We start from the raw sequence: 25,142 nt of genomic DNA, 5'->3' as shown, positions 1-25,142 counted from the left end.
GATGGCAGTATCTCTAAATGATATTAAAACAAAAATCGCCTCAACCAAAAACACTAGTCAAATCACTAATGCCATGCAAATGGTATCGGCTGCCAAACTCGGTCGCTCTGAAGAAGCAGCTCGCAACTTCCAAGTTTACGCTCAGAAAGTTCGTAAGCTTTTGACGGATATTCTGCATGGTAACGGATCTGGTGGTTCTACCAATCCGATGCTGATCAGTCGCCCAGTTCAGAAAACAGGCTATATCGTTATCACTTCAGACCGTGGCTTGGTTGGAGGTTATAATGCTTCCATCCTTAAAGCCGTTATGGAGTTGAAAGAAGAATACCATCCAGATGGTAAAGGTTTTGAAATAATCTGTATTGGTGGTATGGGAGCTGATTTCTTTAAGGCTCGTGGTATTCAGCCAATCTATGAACTACGTGGCTTGGCAGATCAACCTAGTTTTGATGAAGTTCGTAAAATTATTTCAAAAACGATTGAGATGTACCAAAACGAACTTTTTGATGAATTGTACGTCTGTTACAACCATCATGTCAATACTCTCACAAGTCAAATGCGTGTGGAACAAATGCTTCCGATTGTTGACTTGGATCCAAATGAAGCGGATGAAGAGTATAGCTTGACCTTTGAGTTGGAAACGAGCCGTGATGAGATTCTAGAGCAGTTGTTGCCACAGTATGCCGAAAGTATGATTTACGGGGCTATTATCGATGCCAAGACAGCTGAAAATGCTGCAGGTATGACAGCCATGCAAACGGCGACCGATAATGCTAAGAAGGTCATCAATGATTTGACAATCCAGTATAACCGTGCTAGACAGGCGGCGATTACACAAGAAATTACAGAAATCGTAGCGGGGGCTAGTGCCTTAGAATAAGGCTTTGCCTCCCTCGTATCAAAATGAACTTAGGACCTAGTTGAACTAGGAACCGACAGTATCTTATATAGAATGGGAGAAGGAGATGAGTTCAGGTAAAATTGCTCAGGTTATCGGACCCGTTGTAGACGTCTTGTTTGCAGCAGGGGAAACACTTCCTGAGATTAACAATGCACTTGTCGTCTACAAAAATGACGAAAGAAAAACAAAAATCGTCCTTGAAGTAGCCTTGGAGTTGGGTGATGGTATGGTTCGTACGATCGCCATGGAATCAACAGATGGTTTGACTCGTGGAATGGAAGTTTTGGACACAGGCCGTCCAATCTCCGTTCCAGTAGGTAAAGAAACTTTGGGACGTGTCTTCAACGTTTTGGGAGATACCATTGACTTGGATGCTCCTTTCGCTGAGGACGCTGAGCGTCAGCCAATTCATAAGAAAGCTCCAACTTTTGATGAATTGTCTACCTCATCTGAAATCTTGGAAACAGGGATTAAGGTTATCGACCTTCTTGCCCCATACCTTAAAGGTGGTAAAGTTGGACTTTTCGGTGGTGCCGGAGTTGGTAAAACTGTCTTGATCCAAGAATTGATTCACAACATTGCCCAAGAACACGGTGGTATTTCAGTATTTACTGGTGTTGGGGAACGTACTCGTGAAGGGAACGACCTATACTGGGAAATGAAAGAATCAGGCGTTATCGAGAAAACAGCCATGGTATTTGGTCAGATGAATGAACCACCAGGAGCCCGTATGCGTGTTGCCCTTACTGGTTTGACAATCGCTGAATACTTCCGTGATGTAGAAGGCCAAGATGTGCTTCTCTTTATCGACAATATCTTCCGTTTCACTCAAGCTGGTTCAGAAGTATCTGCCCTTTTGGGTCGTATGCCTTCAGCCGTTGGTTACCAACCAACACTTGCTACGGAAATGGGTCAATTGCAAGAGCGTATCACGTCAACTAAGAAGGGTTCTGTAACCTCTATCCAAGCCATCTATGTGCCTGCGGATGACTATACTGACCCAGCGCCAGCAACAGCCTTCGCTCACTTGGATTCAACGACTAACTTGGAACGTAAGTTGGTACAGTTGGGTATCTATCCAGCCGTTGACCCACTTGCTTCAAGCTCTCGTGCCTTGGCACCTGAGATTGTTGGTGAGGAGCACTACGCAGTTGCTGCTGAGGTTAAACGTGTCCTTCAACGTTACCATGAATTACAAGATATCATTGCTATCCTTGGTATGGATGAACTTTCTGATGAAGAAAAGACCTTGGTTGCACGTGCCCGTCGTATCCAGTTCTTCTTGTCTCAAAACTTTAACGTTGCAGAACAATTTACTGGTCAACCTGGTTCTTATGTGCCAGTAGCGGAAACAGTTCGTGGCTTTAAGGAAATCCTTGAAGGAAAACATGACCAGCTACCAGAAGATGCCTTCCGTGGTGTCGGTTCAATCGAAGACGTCATTGCTAAGGCAGAAAAAATGGGATTTTAAGAGGTGATCTATGGCTCATTTAACTGTCCAGATCGTGACACCAGATGGCCTCGTCTATGATCACCATGCCAGCTTTGTATCGGTACGAACTCTGGATGGTGAGATGGGGATCTTGCCACGACATGAAAATATGATTGCTGTTTTAGCGGTTGATGAAGTGAAGGTAAAACGTATCGATGATGATACTCATGTGAACTGGATAGCAGTGAACGGAGGAATTATCGAGATTGCTAATGATATCATTACCATTGTAGCAGACTCAGCAGAGCGTGCTCGTGATATTGACATCAGTCGTGCAGAACGCGCGAAACTTCGAGCTGAACGAGAAATCGAAGAAGCCCATGATAAACACTTGATTGACCAAGAACGTCGTGCAAAAATCGCATTGCAACGTGCTATCAACCGTATCAATGTCGGAAATAGACTATAAAAAAATGAACTTGAAACTCAAGTTCATTTTTTTTAATGTGGGAAGTTGATGCAGACTCCTTCAGGGACATGGAAGTCGTTAGAAAGTTCTGCAAGACGGCCACTTTTAGGATTACGCTTAAAGACGGTTGCGTTATCAGAATCTTGATGAACAGCAATGAGAAACTCTTGATCAGGAGTTAGGTCGAAATCACGTGGATTTTTACCATGACTTGGTACAATCTCTAATAATTCCAAGCTACCATCAGCAAGGATTGTATAGACTGCAATGGAATCATGACCTCGGTTGGATGCATAGAGGTATTTGCCATCTTTTGAAAGACGAATGGAAGCAGTAGCATTAAAGCCTTCGTATCCATCTGGTAAGGTTGAAATAACTTGCATGCGTTCAAATTCACCAACCCCATCATAAATCAAGACCTCTATAGTGCTATTAAGTTCGCAGATGAGATAAGCAATCTTATAGTGGTGGTGGAAAACGATGTGGCGAGCACCTGCTCCAGCTTGGCTGTGATAAGTGTAGAGTTTACTTAGTTTTCCTTCTTGACTAACATCATAGGTTGTTACCTCATCTGTTCCTAGATCACAGGTGACGAGGTACTGGTCAGGTGTTAGATCTGTAAAGTGTACATGTGGGGAAGTTTGGTTTTCATGAGGACCTTGTCCACTATGCTGATCTAGATCCGTTTGGATGAGGCTACCATCCGTTTGACGTTTATAAACCAGAACTTGACCCTTATGATAGTTGGCCCCATAAACGAGACCACGTTTTTCATCCACTGCCACATAACAATTGGGAGCGCCTTCTTCAACCACATGATTTAGCAAAGCGCCATCTGTCTTATATGCAGCGATTCCACCTAAGCCATCCTGGCTCCCTACAGTGTATAAGTGTTGCTGTTGGTCAAAGGCAAGGTAGGTTGGACTTGGTTCAGAAGCAAAGAGTTCAAGATTTTCAAGCTGGCCTGTTTCTGTATCAAAATCTGCCTTGTAAATCCCTTTAGATAAGCGACGAGTGTAAGTTCCAAAATAAACAGTTTCTTTCATGTCCATACCTCTTAATAATGATAAGTTCATTATACCACAAAATGGCAGTCATGAAGCATCAGATTCATCCATGTAAGCACTTTAAAAAAGAGTTATTTTAGTCTAAAAATGGTATAATGAGAGAATGACAGAAAGGATGTATTTATGGAACATAAAGAGAAACATTTTAGCCTATCTTGGTTTTTTAAGTGGTTTTTAGACAATAAAGCCATCACTGTATTTTTAGTAACCTTGTTACTGGGGCTAAATATTTTTATTCTAAGTAAGATTAGTTTTATCTTTTTACCGGTATTGGACTTTTTAGGGGTTGTCATGTTGCCAGTTATTTTATCTGGTTTACTTTATTACCTCCTCAATCCGATTGTGGACTGGATGGAGAAGCACAAGATCAATCGTGTCCTTGCCATTAGTATTGTTTTTGTTGTTATTGGACTCTTTATCATTTGGGGGCTTGCGGTTGCTATTCCAAATCTGCAACGTCAAGTCTTAAATTTTGCGAAGAATGTGCCGACATACCTGGAAGATGCTGATAAGGTGATCAATGACCTTGTAACCAAACGCTTGCCAGATGATTTTAGACCACAGTTGGAGCAGGTTCTTTCCAATGTTTCTAGTGAGGCGACCATGTGGGCCAGCAAAATCTCTTCTCAGGCTGTTAACTGGGTTAGCGCCTTTATCAGTAGCGTTTCCCAGGTCATTGTTGCGGTTATTATCGTACCCTTCATGCTCTTTTATCTTTTGAGAGATGGGAAAGGCTTGCGAGATTACCTAACTAAATTCATCCCAAACAAGTTAAAAAAACCTGTCGGACAAGTTTTGTCAGATGTTAATAAACAGTTGTCAAACTATGTTAGAGGGCAGGTTACAGTTGCTATTATCGTGGCAATTATGTTTATTATCTTCTTTAAGATTATTGGTCTCAGATATGCTGTGACTCTTGGTATTACGGCTGGTATTCTCAATCTAGTACCTTACCTGGGTAGTTTTCTAGCGATGTTGCCTGCTCTGGTTTTGGGCTTGATTGCAGGACCTGTGATGCTTTTAAAAGTAATTATTGTCTTTATTGTTGAACAAACGATTGAAGGTCGCTTCGTTTCTCCGCTTATTTTAGGTAGTCAGCTAAACATCCATCCGATCAATGTCCTCTTTGTTCTCCTAACTTCAGGGTCTATGTTTGGTATTTGGGGAGTCTTGCTGGGAATCCCAGTCTATGCCTCTGCCAAGGTCGTTATCTCAGCTATCTTTAACTGGTATAAGAAAGTCAGCGGTTTGTATGAAGAAGAAGGGGAGGAAATCAAGAGTGAACAATAGTCAACGCATGCTCCAGGCTTTGGATGACCAAGACTTAACCAAAGCAGATCATTATTTTCACAAAGCCCTCGAAACAGATTCAAGTGAAGTTCTTTACGAACTAGCAAGCTATCTAGAGGGAATTGGCTTTTATCCTCAAGCAAAAGAAATTTACCAAGATATCGTTACAGAATTTCCAGAAGTGAATCTGAACTTAGCCAGCATTGCTAGTGACGATGGCAATCTTGAGGAAGCCTTTGCTTACCTTGAGGAAATCACACCCGAAAGTGATTGGTACGTATCGGCCTTGGCCTTGAAGGCAGACCTCTATCAGTTGGAAGGATTGACAGATGTAGCGCGTGAAAAGTTACTGGAAGCCCTAAACTACTCAGACGATGCCTTATTAGTTTTTGGTTTGGCTGAGTTGGATAGCGAGTTAGGGAATTATCAGGAAGCCATTCAGGGCTATGCTCAATTAGACAATCGCTCCATCTATGAGCAAACGGGTGTCTCAACCTATCAACGAATTGGTTACGCTTATGCCCAGTTAGGTAAGTTTGAAGCCGCGACTGAATTCTTAGAGAAAGCTTTAGAACTAGAATACGATGACCAAACTGCCTTTGAACTGGCTAGCCTTTACTTTGACCAAGAAGAGTATCAAAAATCTGTTCTTTACTTTAAGCAAATTGATACCATTTCACCTGATTTTGAAGGATATGAATATGGTTATAGTCAAGCCTTGCATAAGGAACATCAGGTGGAAGAGGCCCTTCGTATTGCTAAACAAGGCTTGGAGAAAAATCCGTTTGAAACACGGCTCTTACTGGCTGCTTCTCAATTTTCGTATGAATTGCATGATCCTAGTAGTGCAGAGCAGTTTCTCCTTACTGCCAAAGAAGATGCAGAGGATACAGAAGAAATTTTCCTTCGACTTGCAACCATTTATATGGAACAAGAGCGGTACGAAGATATCATCGCTCTCCAAAGTCAAGAACCTGAAAATCTCTTGACCAAGTGGATGATTGCCCGTTCTTACCAGGAAATCGAGGATTTAGATAAGGCTTATGAGCTCTATCAGGAACTATCGCTTGATCTCAAGGATAATCCTGAATTTCTGGAGCAGTATACTTATCTTTTGCGTGAATTGGGGTATTTTGAAGAAGCCAAAGTGCAAGCTGAAGCCTATTTAAAACTCGTTCCAGATGATGTTCAGATGCAAGAACTCTTAGAAACACTTTAAAAGTTATCTCTCTAAAAGAACGTATCCGTCAATTTGGCAGATACGTTTTTTTGAAAAATAGAATTTTTTTACAAAAACCCTTGCTAAATTGTTTATTTATGCTATAATAGGAACAATAATTTTTAGGAGGTGCAGTATGTCTTATATGTTTGAGATATTACCAAGTTTATTGAACGGTGCAAGTATGACGCTTCAAGTCTTTGCTCTGGTCTTGATATTTTCAATTCCTTTAGGTATTGTCGTTGCCTTTGCTTTACAAGTCCGCTGGAAACCCCTCCATTATCTGATTGACCTTTATATTTGGGTGATGCGAGGGACTCCCTTGCTCTTGCAATTAATCTTTATTTACTATGTTCTCCCTAGCATTGGGATACGTTTAGATCGTTTGCCTGCTGCTGTGATTGCTTTTGTATTGAACTATGCAGCCTACTTTGCTGAAATTTTTCGTGGAGGGATTGAAACCATTCCCAAAGGACAGTATGAAGCTGCTAAGGTCTTGAAGTTTAGTCCATTTGACACAGTGCGCTATATTATTTTGCCTCAGGTTACAAAGATTGTCTTACCGAGTGTTTTTAATGAGATTATGAGTTTAGTCAAGGATACTTCATTGGTTTATGCCCTTGGGATTTCAGATTTGATTTTGGCTAGTCGTACAGCAGCCAATCGAGATGCTAGTCTTGTTCCTATGTTTTTAGCTGGAGCGATTTATTTGATTATGATTGGTCTTGTAACCATTGTAGCGAAAAAACTTGAGAAGAAGTACAGTTATTACAGATAGGAGGATTGCTATGTTAGAATTACGAAACATTAACAAGGCCTTTGGTGGCAAACAAATCTTAACCAACTTCAGCCTATCTATTCCTGAAAAGCAAATCCTTGCAATCGTAGGTCCATCAGGAGGCGGAAAGACAACCCTATTACGTATGCTAGCTGGACTGGAAACCATCGATTCGGGGGAAATCTACTATAACGGCGAATCACTAGCTATAGACGAACTAGAAAAGCGCAATCTTCTGGGATTTGTTTTCCAAGATTTTCAACTCTTTCCGCATTTGTCAGTTCTAGATAACTTAACTCTGTCGCCCATAAAAACGATGAGCATGGAGAAGGAAGTTGCTGAGAAGAAGGCGCGTGGTTTGTTAGAACAGCTTGGGTTAGCTGGGCACGCAGATGCCTTTCCGTTCTCACTTTCAGGTGGGCAAAAACAACGGGTGGCCTTAGCACGTGCTATGATGATTAACCCAGAAATTATTGGATATGATGAACCTACATCGGCCTTAGATCCAGAATTGCGATTAGAAGTAGAAAAACTTATCCTTCAAAATAAAGAGCGTGGGATGACCCAGATTGTTGTGACCCACGATCTTCAGTTTGCGGAAAACATTGCTGATCAGATCCTTAAGGTTGATTCAAAGTAGGACTAGGAGGTGCCTATGAAGAGAAAGAAAATTGCCCTTGTACTTGCTCTGTTCTTTAGCTTCTTCCTGACGGCTTGTACTCAGAAGGCAAGTGATCCAAATCAGGATAATTGGGTCAAATATCAAAAGCAGGGAAGCATTACCATTGGCTTTGACAATACCTTTGTTCCCATGGGATTTGAGGAAAAGAATGGGCAGTATGCGGGCTTTGATATCGACCTAGCCCAAGCTGTTTCTGAAAAGCTAGGAATTCAGATTAAATTTCAACCCATCGACTGGGATATGAAAGAAACCGAACTACAAAATGGTACCATTGATGCCATCTGGAATGGCTATACAGCAACAGATGAACGGAAAGAGAAGGTTGCCTTTACCATTCCTTACATGGAAAATCAACAAGTTTTGGTCTCTAAAAAGTCTCAAAATATCCACTCAATTCAGGATATGACTGACAAAGTTTTAGGGGCCCAGGCAGGATCTTCTGGCTATTTGAATTTTGAAGGACAACCCGAACTACTCAAGAATCGAGTGAAAGATCAGAAGGCCAATCAATACCAAAGTTTCAATGAAGCCTTGATTGATTTGAAAAATGATCGGATTGATGCCCTTGTGATTGACCGGGTATATGCCAATTATTATCTCCAGTCTGAAGGAATATTAAATGACTACAATGTCTTTTCAGCTGGATTTGAAAGTGAAGCTTTTGCAGTGGGTGTTAGACCCGCTGATAAAACTTTGCTAGCTGCTCTGAATCAGGCTTTTGTATCACTATACCAAGAAGGAAAATTCCAGGAAATCAGCCAGAAATGGTTTGGGGAAGATGTAGCCACCAGTCAAGTTAAAAATCAAGAATAAGAAAAGAGATTGAGTTTTTTCTCAGTCTCTTTTTGTATCGAAAAATCCTCTGGCAAATACCAGAGGATAAGAGCTTATACTCAATGAAAATCAAAGAGCAAACTAGGAAGCTAGCCGCAGGTTGCTCAAAGCACTGCTTTGAGGTTGTAGATAGAACTAACGAAGTCAGTAACCATACATACGGCAAGGAAACGCTGACGTGGTTTGAAGAGATTTTCGAAGAGTATTATTTCATTGTTGGGAAGAGCAATACATCACGGATAGTAGTTGTATCAGTGAGGAGCATGCAGAGACGGTCGATACCGATACCCAAACCACCTGTTGGTGGCATACCGTATTCAAGAGCTTCAATGTAGTCGTAATCGATACCTGTTGCTTCATCGTCACCAAGTTCTTTAGCTTTGGCTTGGGCTTCAAAGCGACTAAGTTGGTCGATTGGGTCGTTTAACTCAGTAAAGGCATTACCGTATTCCTTAGTCATGATAAAGAGCTCGAAACGGTCAGTAAAGCGTTCGTCTTCAGGATTTTTCTTAGCGAGTGGAGACACAGCTACTGGATGTCCGTAGACAAAAGTTGGTTGGATTAAGGTTTCTTCAACAAATTCTTCAAAGAAGGCATTGATGATGTGACCAACTTCAGTGTAGTGTTTCTCAACTGGAACTTTCTTCTCAGCAGCGATAGCTTTAGCTTCCTCGAAAGTCATGTCTTGCCAGAAATCTACACCAGTAATTTCTTTGATAGCATCCACCATGTGAACACGTTTAAATGGTTCGTTGATCTTAATTTCAGTGCCCTGGTAGTTAACTGGACCATCACCCTTAACTGCCTTAGCAGCGTGTTGGATAATACCTTCAGTTAAGTCCATGATATCTTGGAAGTCTGCATAAGCTTGGTAAACTTCGATAGAAGTGAATTCAGGGTTGTGAGTAGCGTCCATTCCTTCGTTACGGAAGATACGACCAATTTCATAGACACGTTCCATACCCCCAACGATAAGACGTTTTAAGTGAAGCTCGGTCGCGATACGAAGCACCATGTCAATGTTTTGGGCATTGTGGTGAGTGATAAATGGACGAGCAGCAGCACCACCGGCTTCATTATGAAGGACAGGTGTTTCTACTTCAAGGAAGTCTTTTTGATCTAGATAACGACGGATTTCAGAGATGATTTTTGAACGAGTAACAAAACGTTCGAAGCTTTCGCGGTTAGAAATCAAGTCAAGGTAACGTTTACGATAGATGGTTTCAACGTCTGTCAAACCGTGGAATTTCTCAGGAAGTGGGCGAAGTGCTTTAGACAAGTGAGTGATATGAGTTGCCTTGATAGAGAGCTCTCCCATATCTGTACGCATGACTTCACCTTCGACACCGAGGAAGTCTCCTAGGTCAGCCTTCTTAAAGATTTCGTAGTTTTCTTCACCAACTTCATCTTTACGAACGTAGATCTGGATTTGACCTTCGCGGTCTTGAAGATGGGCAAAGCCAACTTTTCCTTTACCACGTTTAGTTACTAAGCGTCCAGCGATAGTAGCAGTTTCGTTTAATTCATGTAATTGTTCTTTATCAAGTTCTGCAAATTTGTCTTTTAGTTCTTGAGAGTTAGCAGTACGTTCAAAACGTTTTCCGAAGGGATCGATTCCTTGTTCACGGAGCGCAGCCATTTTTTCACGGCGAACGATCTGCTGGTCATTTAGTTCTTCCATATGTTCTGTAGACATGGGTTCCTCCTAATTTTACTCAAAATTTGATACGATGAGTCATTTTTTGCGATACTCCCATTTTATCATAAATAGCAGAGAAATTCACGGATATTCTTTGAAAACTAAAAAGAACTTGACCATTAAGATCAAGTTCCATTATTTTCTTTGATAGGAAGTGTCATTCCATCTTTCCAGAGTGAAGATTTCAAAATCATCGGTCTCTAAAACTGTCAGACTAGCATTGGCCAAGCCTCCATCTTTGCGAAGGTGAGCCTCTTTATAGCCTAAAAGTGTACGAAGGCTAGCAGTGAGATTGGCCCCATGCCCGACAATCAGAATTCTTTCAGCCGGACTTTCTTTCAGAGATTTGATAAACTGAATGGTTCGCTGAGTCGTAGAGTAGAGAGATTCGGCTTCAAACATCCTCGTATCAAACTGAGCCAGATTAGAGCGAAAGGCCTTGATTTGTTGTGGGTAGATGGCATTGAGCGTAGCAATTTTTAATCCCTCTAGTTTGCCAAGTTGCCATTCACGTAGGTTAGGAATGCTCTTTAAAGGACAAGGGGCTAGGAGTTGACTTTGGATAATTTCAGCAGATTTAACTGCTCTGGGTAAATCACTAGAATAAATCGCATCAAAAGGAATTTCCTTAAGATACTGCCCCAGTTGTTTTAGTGTGTCAATGGACTCTGGAAGAAGGGGAGAGTCACCACTAGCACCTTGAAAACGTCCTTCAAGATTCCAGAGGGTGCGACCATGACGGACAAAATAGAGTTTCATTACTTACTTTCCTCCAAGATATCAGCAAAGTCCGCTTTTACAAAACTGGCTAAGTCTTGAGGTCGGATGATAATACTATGCCCAACTTCTCCAGCAGAGACAATCATTTGGTCCAAATCCAAAGCAGTCTGATCAATAAAAATAGGATAATTGTGTTTTTGGCGAATGCCGACGGGGTTATTAGCCCCATGAATATAGCCTGTCGTTTTTTCTAGGTCTTTTTGAGGAATCATGCTGACTTTTTTATTACCAGAAACCTTTGCTAGTTTTTTCTCAGCGAGGTGTTCTGTTATGGGAACGATTCCGATGATTGGCCCCGTTTTGTCCCCTAATAGAGCCAAGGTTTTAAAGATATGAGTTCGATCATATTCTGAAGGAAGTTCTCCCTCAAGCGCGTTGATTTGTATACCAGTATGGTCAATACCCGCCTTGGTCAAGATTTGTTCGACCAAGGTTTTTTTAATCTTAACTTTCTTTGCCATTATTTATATTTATCCTCCAATTGACTCATCCAGATACCAAGCCAAATGCCAAGCGCAAAGAAGAAGGCGACGAGAACATAGCTCACAATAGAAAGTCCAGTGTATTGGATACTTTCAGCACTTCCAGCATTTGGAATCAAAATCAAGAGGGTGCTTGATAGCACAATTCCAATAATAAAGTGATAAACACGGGAGTGGTAGTTGTTCAAGGCATGGTCCATTAATTTTGAAAAAATGATGAGGGTTGCACCTGCACCAATTCCGATAGGAAGGAAAGTACCGAATAAATCAAAGGTCTTAAAGCCAGTTAGCATTGGAGCGTACAATCCTAAAATCAAGAGTAGATTTGACGGACTTAAACCAGGCACCAAGATACCAAGCGCTAAAAGAGCACCCGCTAAGATGAAACTAGCGAAACTAGCACTGAGAGAACCAACAACAAAGTTTAGCGCGTAGAGCCCTAGTCCTGAAAGGATAAAGGTGGTCCAGAACCAGACTAGGTCAATCTTATCCCGATCAGATTCTCGAGTAGACTCTTTAAGAAGGCTAGGAACCGTACCGATGATAGCTCCAGCAAAACTCCATAAAACATATACTTGGTAATTTTCAAGCAGATACTCGATTGGATAAGAAAACAAACCAATGCCTAGTAACATCCCGATTGCTACTGGGATAAAGTATAGGACATTATTTTTAAAATCCTTAAAAGGATGAGCCAGAAAGCTAATCATTCGCTCGTAAATTCCCAAAATAGCTGCCAAAACACCGCCAGAAATTCCAGGTAGGATAAATCCTAAGGCGATGACGATTCCTTTAATAACTCTTGCAATCCATGAAAACATCATAAAATCCTCAATTTCATAAAATTCTTTCTCTATTCTATCAATTATAACACAGACGAGAAAAAAATGAAAAAACAAGTGAAAAAGAGAGCAATTTTCACTTGTTTTATGGTCTTAAAAATAGTTTTCTAAAGGTTTCTTCTTTTTCCTTCAAGGTAGAAATAAGATTAATATCTAAATGATGTTCAAATCCAGCAATTCTTCCTTTTGAAGTGTATTGATGGAGGTCGTAGTCTAAACTGGTATTGGGTGTTGTTTCAAAGTAACCAGAGTCTGTCCCGTAGGAAGGAATCCAAATAGCAGTAAACTTATCTGTATTGATACTGTGTTCTTGCATGAAGTAAACTCCAATATAGATGCCGATGTTTTTAGCACCTAAAGATTCCAGTTTAGCACGAAAGGCCTCAACACCTTCGTTCATATCGGACATTGTTTTTTCTTCAACATCGAGCCAATAGTAACTAGGGTTGTATGGAGAAGCAGCATTATAGAAAACTTCAGCGGCTTTTTCCATTTCTTCCTTGCTGGGGCTAGCTAGATAGGCATAGACTCCAACTGGGACATTACGCTTTTGAAATTCTGTAATATGACTTTTATAGGCTTTATCAATACCATTGGCATAAGCGGCATCATTTTTTTCAGTATGTTGAGCCCCATTGTGGACGCGAACAATAACACCTGAAATATTTTGAGATAAGGTATCGTAGTTGATTTCCTCAGGTCTTTGCCAGCCAGAGACGTCAATAATAGGTTTGTCAAGATTATGCAAGGCCTGATTTTCAACCTGGATTGCATTGGGTTTTGACTTGACAGGATGGTCTTCATAAGTTGGTCTATTGAGGATCAAAATAGCTATAAATATAGTAAATAAAGTAAAAATAATAGCTGGATGAATCTTTTTTCTCATATTTAAATAGTTTAACGTAAATAGATAAAAAAATCAAAGAAAACATCGGAAAAAGTGAATATATGAGCGTCTTTTCCCTATTTCTCTGTTTGTTTACTCCTAAGAAACTAAATTATGGTATAATATAAGGGAATTTCTAGAGAAAAGAGAAGATTATGTCAAATTATGCCATTATTCTAGCAGCGGGTAAAGGTACTCGCATGAAATCAGATCTTCCAAAGGTACTTCATAAAGTAGCTGGAATTTCGATGTTGGAACATGTTTTTCGTAGTGTTGGTGCTATTCAACCTGAAAAAACAGTTACTGTAGTTGGTCACAAGGCAGAGCTAGTTGAGCAAGTATTAGCTGGTCAGACAGACTTTGTTACCCAATCAGAACAACTAGGAACTGGGCATGCTGTCATGATGGCAGAGCCTATTCTCCAAAATAGTACTGGCCACACCTTGGTTATTGCTGGGGATACTCCTCTGATTACAGGTGAAAGCTTGAAAAACCTCTTGGATTTCCATATCAATCACAAAAATGTGGCGACGATTTTAACAGCTGAAGCTTCTGATCCTTTTGGGTATGGTCGTATCGTCCGTAACGATAATGCTGAGGTTCTTCGTATTGTTGAGCAGAAAGATGCCACAGACTTTGAAAAACAAATCAAGGAAATCAATACAGGAACTTATGTATTTGACAATGAACGTCTTTTTGAAGCCCTTAAAAACATCAACACCAACAATGCCCAAGGTGAGTACTATATTACTGACGTGATTGGTATTTTCCGTAATGCGGGTGAGAAGGTTGGGGCCTATACTCTCAAGGATTTTGATGAAAGCCTCGGGGTAAATGACCGTGTAGCTCTTGCGACTGCAGAAGCAGTTATGCGTCGCCGTATCAACCAAAAGCATATGGTTAATGGTGTTAGCTTTGTCAATCCTGAAGCAACTTACATCGACATTGATGTTGAGATTGCTCCCGAAGTCCAAATCGAAGCTAATGTTACCTTGAAAGGTCAAACGAAGATTGGTGCTGAGACTGTTTTGACAAACGGTACTTATGTAGTGGATAGCACTATCGGAGCTGGAGCTGTGATTACCAACTCTATGATTGAGGAAAGTACAGTTGCAGACGGCGTGACTGTTGGCCCTTATGCCCATATTCGTCCAGGTTCAAGCCTGGCTGCTCAAGTTCACATTGGAAATTTTGTTGAAGTAAAAGGATCTTCAATTGGTGAAAATACCAAGGCGGGTCATTTGACTTATATTGGAAACTGTGAAGTGGGTAGCAACGTTAATTTTGGTGCAGGAACTATTACAGTCAACTACGATGGCAAAAATAAATATAAAACTGTCATTGGCAATAATGTCTTTGTTGGCTCAAACTCAACTATTATTGCTCCTGTAGAACTTGGGGATAATTCTCTGGTTGGAGCGGGTTCAACCATTACCAAGAATGTTCCTGCTGATGCCATTGCTATCGGCCGTGGACGTCAGGTCAACAAAGATGAATATGCGACTCGCCTCCCTCATCATCCCAAGAACCAGTAGGAGTTTGTCATGGAATTTGAAGAAAAAACGATTAGTCGGAAGGAAATCTATCAAGGTCCTATTTTCAAACTAGTACAAGACCAGGTGGAACTACCAGAAGGAAAGGGTACTGCCCAACGTGACTTAATTTTTCATAATGGAGCTGTTTGTGTACTAGCTGTGACAGCCGAGGATAAAATCGTTCTCGTTAAGCAATACCGAAAGGCTATCGAGGCGGTTTCTTATGAGATTCCTGCTGGTAAACTAGAACTTGGTGAAAATGCTGATCCAATGGCGGCGGCCCTTCGTGAATTGGAAGAAGAAGTTGCCTATACTGGTAAGTTAGAACTGTTGTACGATTTCTATTCTGCGATTGGATTTTGTAACGAAAAACTAAAACTTTATCTCGCCAGAGATTTGGTTAAGGTGGAAAATCCTCGTCCACAAGATGATGATGAAACCTTGGAAGTCCTAGAAGTAAGTCTAGATGAAGCCAAGAACCTGATCCAGTCAGGTCATATCTGTGATGCCAAGACCATTATGGCGATCCAGTACTGGGAACTACAAAAGAAATAGAGGTGCAACCCATGGGAAAACCTTTATTAACAGACGAAATGATTGAACGTGCCAACCGTGGTGAGAAAATATCAGGACCACCTCTTAAAGATGATGAGGAAACAAAGATCCTACCAACGTCTTCACAACATTTTGGTTATTCACGTTCTAGAGACCACGGTTTTAGTCAAGATACACTTACAATCGAAGTAGAACCAACGATTCATAAAAGTCGTCGCATTGAGAATACCAAGAGAAATGTTTTTAATTCGAAACTCAATCGCATCTTGTTTGCAGTTATCCTACTTTTGATTTTGTTAATTTTAGCGATGAAACTCTTGTAATTGAAAGGACTTGAAATGAAAATTGGAATCATTGCTGCCATGCCAGAAGAACTCGTATATTTGACTCAGAATTTGGAAAAACCTAAAGAAGTCCAAGTCTTAGGAAATACTTACTACACTGGCTCTGTTGGCAATACAGAAGTCGTTCTAGTTCAGAGTGGGATTGGAAAGGTCATGTCGGCTATGAGTGTAGCAGTGTTAGCTGACCATTTTCAGGTAGAAGCTATCATCAATACAGGATCAGCAGGTGCTCTTGCTGAAGGGATTGCTGTTGGTGATGTCGTGATTGCAGATAGACTAGCATACCATGATGTGGATGTGACTGCTTTTGGTTATGCTTATGGCCAAATGGCTGGTCAACCTCTGTACTTTGAATCAGATAAGAAATTTATCGCTAGGATTAAAGAAAACTTATTTCAGTTAGTGCAGACATGGCACCTAGGCTTGATTGCTACAGGAGACAGTTTTATAGCTGGAGATGATAAGATTGCTAGTATCAAATCCCACTTCCCTGATGTTTTAGCAGTTGAAATGGAAGGGGCTGCTATTGCACAAGCGGCTCAGTCTCTTAATTTACCGTTCCTAGTCATTCGTGCTATGAGTGACAATGCCAATCACGAAGCCTCTATCTCTTTTGATGAGTTTATTATCGAAGCTGGACATCGTTCTGCCCAAGTCTTACTAGCCTTTTTAAAGGCCTTGGATTAAGCGGAAATTTGACAGTTTATCTAGCTTATGATAAGATTTAAATAAAGAAAAGCTAGAAAACGTTTCAGAGGATATTATGAGTATTGAAATGACCGTCAGTGAGATTGCAGAGGTTTTAGGACTATCTCGTCAAGCAATCAACAATCGTGTCAAAGAACTTCCAGAAGAGGACACGAAAAAAAATGACAAAGGTGTAACTGTAGTTACTCGAAGTGGCTTGATCAAGCTAGAAGAAATCTACAAAAAAACGATTTTTGAAGATGAACCAGTCAGTGATGATGTCAAACAACGTGAACTGATGGAAATCTTGGTCGATGAGAAAAACGCTGAAATTCTTCGCTTGTACGAGCAGCTCAAAGCAAAAGACCGCCAGTTATCAGAAAAAGACGAACAGATGCGTATCAAAGACCGCCAGATTGCTGAAAAGGACAAACAGTTGGACCAACAGCAACAGTTAACTCTTCAAGCGATGAAGGATCAAGAAACCTTGAAACTCGAGTTGGACCAAGCAAAAGAAGAAGTCCAAGCAACCAAAAAAGGCTTTTTTGCTCGCCTTTTTGGAGGAAAATAAAGAAGCTGTTTGGGTTACTCACTAACCTAATGGCTTCTTTTATTATTTATAGTTTATTTTGGGTAGTAATTGAGGTAAATAATGGAAAAATTAAGAGATTATATCGCCTTTGATTTGGAATTCAATCAACACGAGGGGGTTACCCATTTAATTCAAGTATCAGCAGTCCATTTTCAAGATGGGCAAGAATGTGCTGCTTTTGACTCTTATGTTTATACTACAGCCCCATTGAAGAGTTTTATCAATGGTTTGACTGGAATCACAGCTGAAACCTTGAAAGATGCGCCAAAGGTAGAACAAGTTTTAAAGGACTTTCAAGCATTTGTCGGTAACTTACCTATCGTTGGTTACAATGCAGCTAAGAGTGATTTGCCTATTCTCTTGGAGCATGGCATTGATTATCGTGACCAGTATAAGGTTGATCTATATGAGGAGGCTTTTGAACGCCGTAGTTCTGATCTACACGGCATAGCCAATCTTAAATTGCAAACTGTTGCAAATTTTTTAGGCTTTCACAGGAAGTCTCATAACAGTTTAGAGGATGCCCGCATGACGGCGCGTGTTTACGAAGCTTTTTTGGAATCAGATGAAGGAAAGCTATTAATAGAAGACCAGAGTAGTTTTTCGATGAATCCTTTCGGTGGCTTAGATTTATCCCAATTTTTAGACTAGGAGTGCTTATGAAACCTGAAAAACCTAAGAAGCTAGGTTTTAGGAAGATATACTATAACCTAGATAAGATTTTATTTCTATTTTTCTTGATATTTATGATGGTTGAGTTTGTCTGGCTACCATTAAATTCATGGATTGCTGGCATCCTTCTGAGACAAACCGGTTATTTGTTTATCTCCTACAATAACTTTTGGGCGATTATACAAGGCTCGCCTTTTATCAGTTTAGCCTTTCTCATCTTAATTGCAATCAATCTCCTGGTTGCCTATTTCCAGATTTGTCTTTTGTTTATAGGGGCTCGTCACCTTCTCTATCATGAAAAGAGAACTTTAATTGAGTACAGTAGAAAAGTATTTCACCAGAGCTTTCTATTCGTTAAGCGATTGAGCTTTTGTAAGATGGCCTTTGTCTTTTTTTACATTGCTTTGCTTTTCCCGTTCATCCGTAAGATTTTAAAAATCTACTACCTCAACAAGATTATTATCCCTGATTTTATTGTGAATTATTGGGAAGGTAAGCATTGGCTGGTAGGTCTGATGATCATAGCATCCGCTTGGATCTTTCTCTACATCTCTGTCCGATTTATGTTTGCCCTGCCTAAGATTCTCTTTGAAAGAAAGACAGTAAGAGAAAGTGTGAAATATAGTCTCCAAAAGACAAAGAAAAATGTCCTTTTCTTCTCTTGGCATCTCTTACTCATTATTATTAAAACCTATCTCTTCTTCTTTGGTTTGTTAATTCCCTTGCTTTTTGCGCAAGCAGTGATGGATAATTTAACTCAAAAAGAATCCTTGATTCTCGGTGTGATTAATTTTGTCTTGATTAAAAATTTCCATTACATGACCCTGACTTATTTCCTAGTGAAGTTTGTTTCCTTCCTGACAGGAGAAGAACTAGAGATTATGCCAAGGCGAAAGAAAGATCATCTGATGAGATGGGGTGTCATGGGGTGTGCAAGCATCATCTTTGCCATAGAAGGCTACGTTTATCTGGAAACTCCAGATACCAATACACCTTTAGTGATTTCGCACAGAGGAGTAAGTAATAAAAACGGTGTTCAAAATACTGTGCAGTCTTTAGAAAAAACAGCTCAACTAAAACCAGATCTCATCGAAATGGATGTGCAGGAAACGAAAGACGGTCAGTTCGTGATGATGCACGATGCTAACCTCAAAAATTTAACAGGTATTAATGCTACACCGCAAGATTTGACTCTGGATGAATTAACAAATACAGATATTTACGAGAATGGTTATCAAACAAAGATTTCAAGCTTTGATGCCTATTTAGAGCGTGCAAATGCTTTAAACCAAAAATTGCTGATTGAGATTAAGACCAGTAAAAAAGATAGTCCGCAAATGATGGACCATTTCCTCGAAAAGTACGGAGCGACTATCAAGAAATATGGACACCAGATGCAATCGCTAGACTACCATGTGATTGATAAAGTGTTGACTTATGATTCTGAAATTCCAGTTTACTTTATTCTTCCCTATAACAGTATCTTCCCAAGAACCAAGGCAACGGGTTACACTATGGAGTACTCAACTTTGGACGAATACTTTGTCAATAAACTCTGGACAACTGATCAGAGACTCTATGTTTGGACCGTAAATGGTTCGGAGGCATTTGATAAAGCAGTTCGTCTCGGTGCAGATGGCATGATTACTGATGATCTTGAAATGGTCCAGTCACAAGTCACAATGGCTCAAGACGATCCGGAATATACGGAATTACTCTTAAAGAAAGCAATGGAATTCTTTGATTTCTAAGAAAAAAAAGAGAAACAGATGTTTCTCTTTTTTTGTGGATTAGAAAGGCAATTTTCCAGCGAAAGCACCGAGTTTCTTCTTAGTCGTTTCATCAATTTGCTCAAGAGCAGCGTTAATTGCTTGCGCGGTCATATCTGAAAGTGTTTCGAGATCTTCTGAATCTACAACTGCTGGGTTGAAGTCAATGTTGACAACTTTTTTGTCACCAGTTAAGGTCGCTTGGACAAGCTCTTGAGCAGATTTTCCAACAAATTCCATGGCAGCGAGTTCTGCTTGGCTTTGTTCCATTTGTTTTTGAAGTTTTTGTGCTTGGCGCATCATGTTTTGCATGTTCATCATGGCGGTTTACAGTTCCCTTTTTTCTATTATTTTTCTTTTTATTTTATCAATTTTAGGAGCAAAAGTCTATTATTTGTTTAATTCATGAGATATATGACCTTTTATAATGAGTCTCTCAAACAACTTTTAAGAAATTTACTATGCACACCTAGTATTCTTTGCTAAACAAATAATTTCATTTAAGCTTTCTTTAAGGTTTCTATTATATTCTAAAGAACTCTATATTAACCGAACGTTGAATGGATAATATAGAGGATAACCTAATTTTATTTCTTGATTTATTATGGTCTTTCCGGATTTAGTAACACATTGTTCACTTTTTACCTTAAATGGTGTGTTGATTAGACTAAATGATTCACTGTCTTTTCTTCATGATGGAGGCAGATTGTGATATAATAGATGATAATGAGTTTTTTAGAATAAACTAAAGGAGAATATAAATGATCTATGCAGGAATCCTAGCCGGAGGAACTGGCACACGCATGGGAATCAGTAATTTACCAAAACAATTCTTGGAGTTGGGTGATCGTCCTATTTTGATCCACACAATTGAAAAATTTGTTTTGGAACCAAGTATTGAAAAAATTGTAGTTGGAGTTCATGGAGATTGGGTATCTCATGCTGAGGACTTGGTTGACAAGTATCTTTCTCTTCACAAGGATCGCATCATCATTACAAAGGGTGGTGCTGATCGCAATACCAGTATCGAGAAGATTATAGAAGCTATTGATGCCTACCGTCCAATCACTCCAGAAGATATCGTGATTACGCATGACTCTGTTCGTCCTTTTATCACACTTCGCATGATTCAGGACAATATCAAACTGGCTCAAAATCATGATGCGGTTGACACAGTAGTAGAAGCAGTTGATACCATTGTTGAAAGTACTAATGGTCAGTTTATCACTGATATTCCAAATCGTGCTCACCTCTATCAAGGTCAAACACCTCAGACATTCCGCTGCAAGGATTTCATGGATTTGTATGGTTCCCTATCTGACCAAGAAAAGGAAATCCTGACGGATGCATGTAAGATTTTTGTTATCAAAGGGAAGGATGTTGCTCTAGCTAAAGGGGAATATTCAAATCTTAAAATCACAACTGTGACAGACTTGAAAATCGCGAAAAGCATGATTGAGAAAGACTAAGGCTATGATTAATCAAATTTATCAACTGACAAAACCAAAGTTTATCAATGTAAAATACCAAGAAGAGGACATTGATCAGGAGAATCATATCCTTATTCGTCCAAATTATATGGCGGTTTGTCATGCGGATCAACGTTACTATCAAGGGAAACGCGATCCAAAGATATTGGCTAAAAAGCTTCCAATGGCCATGATTCACGAGTCTTGTGGAACTGTTATTTCCGATCCAACTGGGACTTATGAAGTCGGTCAAAAGGTAGTTATGATTCCCAATCAACCGCCTATGCAGAGTGACAAGGAGTTCTACGAGAACTACATGACAGGAACCTACTTCCTATCTAGTGGTCACGATGGCTTTATGCGAGAATTTGTCTCTCTTCCAAAAGATCGTGTTGTGTCTTATAATGACATTGAGGACACAGTTGCAGCCATAACTGAGTTTGTAAGTGTTGGCATGCATGCCATGGATCGATTCCTGCATCTTGCTCATAGCAAGAGAGAGCGCATCGCTGTTATCGGAGATGGTAGTTTGGCCTTTGTGGTTGCGAATATTATCAATTACACTCTACCAGAAGCAGAGATTATCGTGATTGGTCGCCATTGGGAAAAACTGGAACTCTTCTCTTTTGCAAAAGAGTGCTATATCACGGATAATATTCCAGAAGATTTGACCTTTGATCATGGATTTGAGTGTTGCGGTGGTGATGGTACAGGCCCAGCTATCAATGACTTGATTCGCTATATTCGTCCACAGGGAACGATTCTCATGATGGGAGTGAGCGAATACAAGGTTAATATCAATACACGAGATGCTTTGGAAAAAGGATTGTTATTAGTAGGCTCATCTCGTTCAGGACGCATCGATTTTGAGAAGGCCATTCAAATGATGGAAGTCAAAAAGTTTGCGAATCGTCTGAAGAATATCCTTTATGTTGAAGAGCCTGTGAGAGAAATCAAGGACATTCACCGTGTCTTTGCTACAGACCTAAATACTGCTTTCAAAACAGTATTTAAGTGGGAAGTGTAGAAGATGGAGGTTAATTGTGGAGAAACTCATCAAAGAAAAAATTTCTTCTTTACTATCTGATGAAGAGGAAGTACTCAGTGTTGAACAGTTGGGAGGCATGACCAACCAAAACTATTTGGTTAAAACAACCAACAAACAGTATATTGTGAAATTTTTTGGTAAAGGGACTGAAAAACTCATCAATCGTCAAAATGAAAAGTACAATCTTGAACTTTTAGAGGATTTAGATTTAGATGTCAAAAATTACCTCTTTGATATTGAGTCAGGGATTAAAGTAAATGAATACATCGAATCAGCAGTAACTCTTGATTCAACATCTATCAAATCCAAGTTTGAAAAGATTGCACCAATTTTACAAACCATCCATGCTTCAGGGAAAGAATTAAGAGGAGAATTTGCTCCTTTTGAGGAAATCAGCAAATATGAATCCTTGATTGAGGGACCTATCCCTTATGAAAACTATGAAGCTGTAAGAAAAGATGTATTTTCACTAGAAAAGAGATTGGCTGATTTGGGTGTTGATAGAAAGTCCTGTCACATCGATTTGGTACCAGAAAACTTTATCGAGTCACCACAAGGTCGTTTGTATTTGATTGACTGGGAATACTCTTCTATGAATGACCCGATGTGGGATTTGGCAGCTCTTTTCTTAGAGTCTGAATTTACAAAGCAAGAGGAAGATGATTTCCTTTCCTACTATGAAAGTGACAAAACGCCTGTATCACGTGAGAAAATTCGTATCTATAAAATCTTGCAAGATACTATCTGGAGTTTGTGGACAGTGTACAAAGAAGCTCAAGGGGCTGATTTTGGAGATTATGGTATCAACCGTTACCAAAGAGCTGTCGAAGGTTTGACTTATTATGGAGGTTAGGATGAAGAATAAAAATGGTGTTTCCTTTGGTCTGCTCTCTGGTATCTTCTGGGGATTAGGTCTAACAATTAGTGCTTATATCTTTTCAATTTTTACAAATCTTTCACCTTTTGTGGTGGCTGCTGCTCATGATTTCTTGAGTATCTTTATCTTGTTAGCTTTTCTTTTGGTAAAAGAAAGAAAAGTTCGTCTTTCGATTTTCTTAAATATTCGAAATGTGAGTGTAATTATCGGTGCTTTACTAGCAGGACCTATTGGTATGCAGGCCAATCTTTATGCGGTTAAATATATCGGTAGTTCTCTAGCTTCATCTGTATCGGCTATTTACCCAGCAGTTTCAGTTTTACTAGCCTTCTTCATTTTGAAACACAAGGTTTCAAAGAATACAGTATTCGGTGTTTTCTTGATTATTGCAGCGATCATTGCTCAAACCTACAAGGTTGAACAAGTTAACTCGTTTTACATTGGGATTCTTTGTGCCCTTATCTGTGCCATTGCCTGGGGGAGTGAAAGTGTTCTCAGCTCCTATGCTATGGAAAGTGATTTAAGTGAAATTGAAGCCTTGTTAATCCGACAAGTAACCTCATTCTTATCCTATCTTGTGATTGTGCTCTTTTCTCACCATTCATTTGCAGAAGTGGCAGATGGGCAATTATTCGGTCTCTTGATTGTCTTTGCGGCCTTTGATATGATTTCCTACTTAGCTTATTATATCGCCATTAATCGCTTACAACCTGCGAAAGCGACAGGTTTGAATGTGAGCTATGTAGTTTGGACTGTCTTATTTGCAGTTATTTTCTTGGGTGCACCGCTAGATATGCTGACAATCATCACTTCACTTATTGTTATGGCTGGTGTTTATATTATTATTAAAGAATAAAGGAGATTCGTGTGAAAGCGATTATTTTGGCAGCGGGCTTAGGAACTCGTCTACGCCCTATGACTGAAAATACCCCAAAAGCTTTGGTTAAGGTCAATCAAAAACCCTTGGTAGAATACCAAATCGAGTTTTTGAAAGAGAGAGGAATTGATGAGATTATTATCGTTGTTGGTTACCTCAAGGAACAATTTGACTACCTAAAAGAAAAATATGGTGTTCGTTTAGTCTTTAACGACAAGTATGCTGATTACAATAACTTCTACTCACTTTATCTAGTAAAAGAAGATTTGGCTAACAGCTACGTCATCGATGCAGATAACTATCTTTTCAAAAATATGTTTAGAAACGATCTTAAACGTTCTACCTATTTTAGCGTTTATCGTGAAGACTGTACGAACGAGTGGTTCTTGGTTTACGATGATGACTACAAGGTTCAAGACATTATTGTTGACAGCAAGGCTGGTCGCATTCTGAGCGGAGTATCATTCTGGGATGCACCAACTGCTGAGAAGATTGTTGGCTTTATTGACAAAGCTTACGAGAGTGGTGAATTTGTTGATCTCTACTGGGATAACATGGTTAAGGATAATATCAAAGAATTGGATGTCTATGTCGAAGAATTAGAAGGAAATAGCATCTATGAAATTGATAGTGTAAAAGATTACCATAAGTTAGAAGAGATTTTATCTACTATTGAGTAAGGAAAGAGAAGAAGGCTTGTGCCTTCTTTTTTTGTGTATTTTATAACAAGAATGTTTGATATTGATTGTATTCTTTAAATGAAACAAAAATTACAAAAAAATGAACAAAATAAAACAAAAATTATTGACAACGATTTCATATAGTGTTATACTTATAGCATAAAAGATAATTGAAAGAAGGGAAAATGTTATGGGATTAGATCATTTCTTTGACAAAAACCTGGTGTTTTGCTTAGAAGCGGATAATCAAGAACAACTCTTTGATCAGGTAGCAAGCTTGTTGGAAGAACGAGAAATTGTCACTCCAACTTATCGTGAAGCCTTGATCACGCGTGAAAAGTCATTTCCAACTGCTTTAGATATGGAATTTCTAGGAAAGGACTTGCCAAATGTAGCGATTCCTCATACAGATATTGTTCATAATCTAGCTGAGAAAGTAGTGGTTGTTCGATTAGAAAAACCAGTAACTTTTCACAATATGATAGCTCCTGATAAGGAAGTAGAAGTATCCCTACTCTTCTTTATCATTAACAACTCAAGTTCAAGTCAAACAAATATTCTGGCTCAGTTGATGGACTTTTTCACAGGAAATGGACATCTGGAAGATCTATCAAAAATTTCCGAACCAGAAAAACTTTATGCTTACATTGCTGAAGCAACCGCTTAATCTTGTCTA

General features: G+C 39.6%; 28 protein-coding genes. 21 read left to right on the top strand and 7 right to left on the bottom strand.

Features of this window, described 5'->3' with window-relative positions:
• Position 1: 1 nt before the first annotated feature.
• The 3 genes from ACT17O_RS06245 (at position 2) to ACT17O_RS06235 (ending at position 2,802) form a co-directional block, all read left to right on the top strand.
• Positions 2–880, top strand: coding sequence for a F0F1 ATP synthase subunit gamma (locus ACT17O_RS06245; protein ID WP_444817248.1), 879 nt, complete (start codon positions 2–4; stop codon positions 878–880).
• 85 nt (positions 881–965) lie between these two features.
• The gene (gene atpD, locus ACT17O_RS06240; RefSeq protein ID WP_000094372.1) at positions 966–2,372 is read left to right on the top strand and encodes a F0F1 ATP synthase subunit beta; all 1,407 of its coding nucleotides are present in this window, start codon (positions 966–968) and stop codon (positions 2,370–2,372) included.
• A 10-nt stretch (positions 2,373–2,382) separates the two neighbouring features.
• A complete protein-coding gene (locus ACT17O_RS06235; protein WP_000940836.1) occupies positions 2,383–2,802 on the top strand; it encodes a F0F1 ATP synthase subunit epsilon in 420 nt (139 codons plus the stop codon).
• Between the two features lie 32 nt (positions 2,803–2,834).
• On the opposite strand, the gene ACT17O_RS06230 is transcribed toward ACT17O_RS06235, so the two are convergent.
• Positions 2,835–3,848 carry a lactonase family protein gene (locus ACT17O_RS06230; protein ID WP_444817247.1) on the bottom strand — a complete coding sequence of 338 codons (1,014 nt, stop codon included), beginning with the start codon at positions 3,846–3,848 and terminating at the stop codon, positions 2,835–2,837.
• Between the two features lie 144 nt (positions 3,849–3,992).
• On the opposite strand from ACT17O_RS06230, the gene ACT17O_RS06225 reads away from it, so the two are divergent.
• From ACT17O_RS06225 to ACT17O_RS06205, 5 genes are all read left to right on the top strand, one after another.
• Entirely contained in the window at positions 3,993–5,159 is a 1,167-nt protein-coding gene (locus ACT17O_RS06225; protein WP_444817246.1) for an AI-2E family transporter, read from the top strand.
• Positions 5,149–6,378 carry a tetratricopeptide repeat protein gene (locus ACT17O_RS06220; protein ID WP_444817245.1) on the top strand — a complete coding sequence of 410 codons (1,230 nt, stop codon included), beginning with the start codon at positions 5,149–5,151 and terminating at the stop codon, positions 6,376–6,378. The genes ACT17O_RS06225 and ACT17O_RS06220 overlap by 11 nt, the downstream gene beginning before the upstream one ends.
• Before the next feature lie 136 nt (positions 6,379–6,514).
• A complete protein-coding gene (locus ACT17O_RS06215) occupies positions 6,515–7,156 on the top strand; it encodes an amino acid ABC transporter permease (RefSeq protein ID WP_000121156.1) in 642 nt (213 codons plus the stop codon).
• Between the two features lie 10 nt (positions 7,157–7,166).
• A complete protein-coding gene (locus ACT17O_RS06210; protein ID WP_303212466.1) occupies positions 7,167–7,796 on the top strand; it encodes an amino acid ABC transporter ATP-binding protein in 630 nt (209 codons plus the stop codon).
• A gap of 15 nt (positions 7,797–7,811) precedes the next feature.
• Positions 7,812–8,651 (top strand): amino acid ABC transporter substrate-binding protein, encoded by an 840-nt coding sequence (locus ACT17O_RS06205; RefSeq protein ID WP_444817244.1) that lies wholly within the window; start codon positions 7,812–7,814, stop codon positions 8,649–8,651.
• A gap of 226 nt (positions 8,652–8,877) precedes the next feature.
• On the opposite strand, the gene lysS is transcribed toward ACT17O_RS06205, so the two are convergent.
• From lysS to ACT17O_RS06180, 5 genes are all read right to left on the bottom strand, one after another.
• Entirely contained in the window at positions 8,878–10,368 is a 1,491-nt protein-coding gene (gene lysS / locus ACT17O_RS06200; RefSeq protein WP_444817243.1) for a lysine--tRNA ligase, read from the bottom strand.
• Between the two features lie 138 nt (positions 10,369–10,506).
• Complete coding sequence (locus ACT17O_RS06195) at positions 10,507–11,130, bottom strand: histidine phosphatase family protein (RefSeq protein WP_000780803.1); 624 nt, start codon at positions 11,128–11,130, stop codon at positions 10,507–10,509.
• Positions 11,130–11,612 carry an aminoacyl-tRNA deacylase gene (locus tag ACT17O_RS06190; protein WP_001085910.1) on the bottom strand — a complete coding sequence of 161 codons (483 nt, stop codon included), beginning with the start codon at positions 11,610–11,612 and terminating at the stop codon, positions 11,130–11,132. The genes ACT17O_RS06195 and ACT17O_RS06190 overlap by 1 nt, the downstream gene beginning before the upstream one ends.
• Positions 11,612–12,454, bottom strand: a complete 843-nt coding sequence (locus ACT17O_RS06185) for a DUF368 domain-containing protein (protein WP_002879918.1) — start codon at positions 12,452–12,454, stop codon at positions 11,612–11,614. Before ACT17O_RS06185 ends, ACT17O_RS06190 begins: the two co-directional genes overlap by 1 nt.
• Positions 12,455–12,560: 106 nt before the next feature.
• Positions 12,561–13,361, bottom strand: a complete 801-nt coding sequence (locus tag ACT17O_RS06180) for a glycoside hydrolase family 25 protein (protein ID WP_001227572.1) — start codon at positions 13,359–13,361, stop codon at positions 12,561–12,563.
• A 155-nt stretch (positions 13,362–13,516) separates the two neighbouring features.
• On the opposite strand from ACT17O_RS06180, the gene glmU reads away from it, so the two are divergent.
• The 7 genes from glmU to ACT17O_RS06145 all read left to right on the top strand — a co-directional run bounded on the left by glmU (position 13,517) and on the right by ACT17O_RS06145 (position 19,497).
• Complete coding sequence (glmU, locus tag ACT17O_RS06175) at positions 13,517–14,896, top strand: bifunctional UDP-N-acetylglucosamine diphosphorylase/glucosamine-1-phosphate N-acetyltransferase GlmU (RefSeq protein WP_000073761.1); 1,380 nt, start codon at positions 13,517–13,519, stop codon at positions 14,894–14,896.
• A gap of 9 nt (positions 14,897–14,905) precedes the next feature.
• On the top strand, positions 14,906–15,451 hold the full coding sequence (locus ACT17O_RS06170) for an NUDIX hydrolase (protein WP_444817242.1): 546 nt from the start codon (positions 14,906–14,908) through the stop codon (positions 15,449–15,451).
• Positions 15,452–15,462: 11 nt separating this feature from the next.
• Positions 15,463–15,774 (top strand): cell wall synthase accessory phosphoprotein MacP, encoded by a 312-nt coding sequence (macP, locus tag ACT17O_RS06165; protein ID WP_000517860.1) that lies wholly within the window; start codon positions 15,463–15,465, stop codon positions 15,772–15,774.
• A 15-nt stretch (positions 15,775–15,789) separates the two neighbouring features.
• Entirely contained in the window at positions 15,790–16,482 is a 693-nt protein-coding gene (locus ACT17O_RS06160) for a 5'-methylthioadenosine/adenosylhomocysteine nucleosidase (RefSeq protein ID WP_000689812.1), read from the top strand.
• Positions 16,483–16,558: 76 nt separating this feature from the next.
• Positions 16,559–17,053 carry a chromosome segregation protein RocS gene (rocS, locus tag ACT17O_RS06155; RefSeq protein ID WP_000021252.1) on the top strand — a complete coding sequence of 165 codons (495 nt, stop codon included), beginning with the start codon at positions 16,559–16,561 and terminating at the stop codon, positions 17,051–17,053.
• Between the two features lie 81 nt (positions 17,054–17,134).
• Entirely contained in the window at positions 17,135–17,725 is a 591-nt protein-coding gene (locus tag ACT17O_RS06150) for a 3'-5' exonuclease (RefSeq protein ID WP_000413620.1), read from the top strand.
• Positions 17,726–17,733: 8 nt separating this feature from the next.
• Complete coding sequence (locus ACT17O_RS06145; protein WP_000801703.1) at positions 17,734–19,497, top strand: glycerophosphoryl diester phosphodiesterase membrane domain-containing protein; 1,764 nt, start codon at positions 17,734–17,736, stop codon at positions 19,495–19,497.
• Between the two features lie 39 nt (positions 19,498–19,536).
• On the opposite strand, the gene ACT17O_RS06140 is transcribed toward ACT17O_RS06145, so the two are convergent.
• Complete coding sequence (locus tag ACT17O_RS06140) at positions 19,537–19,836, bottom strand: YbaB/EbfC family nucleoid-associated protein (protein WP_057489059.1); 300 nt, start codon at positions 19,834–19,836, stop codon at positions 19,537–19,539.
• Between the two features lie 440 nt (positions 19,837–20,276).
• On the opposite strand from ACT17O_RS06140, the gene ACT17O_RS06135 reads away from it, so the two are divergent.
• The 6 genes from ACT17O_RS06135 (at position 20,277) to ACT17O_RS06110 (ending at position 25,133) form a co-directional block, all read left to right on the top strand.
• On the top strand, positions 20,277–20,984 hold the full coding sequence (locus ACT17O_RS06135) for an IspD/TarI family cytidylyltransferase (protein ID WP_000638514.1): 708 nt from the start codon (positions 20,277–20,279) through the stop codon (positions 20,982–20,984).
• 4 nt (positions 20,985–20,988) lie between these two features.
• Complete coding sequence (locus tag ACT17O_RS06130) at positions 20,989–22,011, top strand: ribitol-5-phosphate dehydrogenase (RefSeq protein WP_444817241.1); 1,023 nt, start codon at positions 20,989–20,991, stop codon at positions 22,009–22,011.
• A 16-nt stretch (positions 22,012–22,027) separates the two neighbouring features.
• On the top strand, positions 22,028–22,885 hold the full coding sequence (locus ACT17O_RS06125) for a phosphotransferase family protein (protein WP_033629833.1): 858 nt from the start codon (positions 22,028–22,030) through the stop codon (positions 22,883–22,885).
• 1 nt (position 22,886) lies between these two features.
• Complete coding sequence (locus ACT17O_RS06120; protein ID WP_000791842.1) at positions 22,887–23,765, top strand: DMT family transporter; 879 nt, start codon at positions 22,887–22,889, stop codon at positions 23,763–23,765.
• Positions 23,766–23,776: 11 nt separating this feature from the next.
• The gene (locus ACT17O_RS06115) at positions 23,777–24,466 is read left to right on the top strand and encodes a sugar phosphate nucleotidyltransferase (protein ID WP_444817240.1); all 690 of its coding nucleotides are present in this window, start codon (positions 23,777–23,779) and stop codon (positions 24,464–24,466) included.
• Between the two features lie 190 nt (positions 24,467–24,656).
• Entirely contained in the window at positions 24,657–25,133 is a 477-nt protein-coding gene (locus ACT17O_RS06110) for a PTS sugar transporter subunit IIA (RefSeq protein WP_444817239.1), read from the top strand.
• The last annotated feature ends 9 nt before the right edge of the window (positions 25,134–25,142 follow it).

The organism is Streptococcus sp. HJ1, from assembly GCF_052399005.1.
Taxonomy (GTDB): domain Bacteria; phylum Bacillota; class Bacilli; order Lactobacillales; family Streptococcaceae; genus Streptococcus.
Note: the sequence above shows the minus strand (reverse complement) of the source record. Positions and strands in the feature narration are given on the sequence as shown.